The organism is Sedimenticola hydrogenitrophicus, from assembly GCF_025175675.1.
Taxonomy (GTDB): domain Bacteria; phylum Pseudomonadota; class Gammaproteobacteria; order Chromatiales; family Chromatiaceae; genus Sedimenticola; species Sedimenticola hydrogenitrophicus.
The window spans coordinates 1-1,263 of the sequence record NZ_JANIOA010000107.1; the positions used below are offsets into that span (position 1 = coordinate 1).

The following is a 1,263-nucleotide window of genomic DNA, read 5'->3' on the forward strand; positions in this document are numbered from 1 at the left end:
CTCGGCGGTGCGCCGGCCCAGGCGGTCATAGTGGTAGGTGGTGGTGTTGGCGAGTGGGTCGGTCTCGCTCAGCTGGCGGCCGAGGGCGTTCCAGGTACGACTGGTCTCGCCGCCGTTGGCGTCGATCTCCTTGACCAGGTTGTTCTGCACATCGTATTCGAACCGGGTGACGGCGCGGGCGCTGCCGCCGTCGTGCTGGGTGGTCTCGGCGGCGAAGCGGGCCACTTCGCGGTTGCGGCCGTTGTAGACCGTGAAGGTGGTTATTGGCGTGCCGGCGCGGTCAAGGCCGTAGTTTTCGGTGACCCGGGCGTTGCCGTTGGCATCGACGCCGAACTCGCGCCACAGGCCGCTCTCGGCGTTGCTGGCAACACGGGCGTCCAAGGCGTTGTACCGGGTCTCGGTGAAATAGATAGAAGTGACATAGCAAACGCCAACGCACTCCCCGACCGCCAGGGCGGACCCGGCTACATCGGCTCATAAGGTTCCGAATCCGATGCCAGTGGCTCACGGCTGAGATCAATGGTCATATCGCTCCAGTAGATGTCGAACCACTGACTGAAAAGTTGACGGTTTCTCGGGTGGGGCCAGCGGCGTTTGTCCAGAACCCATTCTTGCAGGGTGGTTTCGAACAGGTAGCGATACACGGCACCGACGACCTTTTTATCGGGCTTGACGTCCCAGGACATCGGCAACAGGAAGGCGGTGCGGTCTTCCCATGCAAGTTTTTCGGCCTCTTCGAGGCTGCAGTGGTTTTCCTTCGCCAGCCATTCGATAAAGGGTTGTTTGGGGTGCAGTCGCAATACGCCCCGGTTGACAGGGTAGCCGGTGACTTGAATGCCGAGCAGTTTTCTGATGATTTTGGGGATCATTATGGTCGTTGCCTCACAAGTGATATTTGGGCCGGGTACGCCACTCTGTTATGTCCTGGCATTGTACGTTTACGTGAACCCGTAAGGGAGGGGTCTGGATCTGGGGTGTCCTGTCAAAGAGCCCTAAAAATACCCGGCAAGGTGTTTCCGGACATCCGGACGGGACAACGGGACACCCCAGAATTCGAGCGAAGGCTGAGATAAGTATTGTGTCCCCAGATTCCGACGCGCATTCTGGTCCAATATCGATCGAGTCTGACCCCATTGGTCGGTGGTGCGGCCCAGGGCGTCGCTGGCTTCCACCAGGCGGTCGCGCTGGTCGTAGGTCATGTCGACGCCCTGCCCCAGCGCGTTGCTGACCTGGATACGGCGACCGAACACGTCGTAGGTGTGG

General features: G+C 60.3%; 3 protein-coding genes. All 3 read right to left on the minus strand.

Annotation, left to right across the window (positions count from 1 at the left end; translation table 11 throughout):
* The coding region (locus tag NPX02_RS21140) for an RHS repeat domain-containing protein (protein WP_260296045.1) at window positions 1-381 on the minus strand (381 nt) is incomplete at its 3' end.
* Window positions 382-464: 83 nt separating this feature from the next.
* Window positions 465-869 (minus strand): hypothetical protein, encoded by a 405-nt coding sequence (locus NPX02_RS21145; protein WP_260296046.1) that lies wholly within the window; start codon window positions 867-869, stop codon window positions 465-467.
* A 123-nt stretch (window positions 870-992) separates the two neighbouring features.
* Window positions 993-1,263, minus strand: a 271-nt coding sequence (locus NPX02_RS21150) for an RHS repeat domain-containing protein (RefSeq protein ID WP_260296047.1), incomplete at its 5' end; no start/stop codon positions are given.

Coding starts and splice junctions, on each gene's coding strand:
- NPX02_RS21145 (WP_260296046.1), bottom strand. CDS start 869: ATGATCCCCAAAATCATCAGAAAACTGCTCGGCATTCAAGTCACCGGC.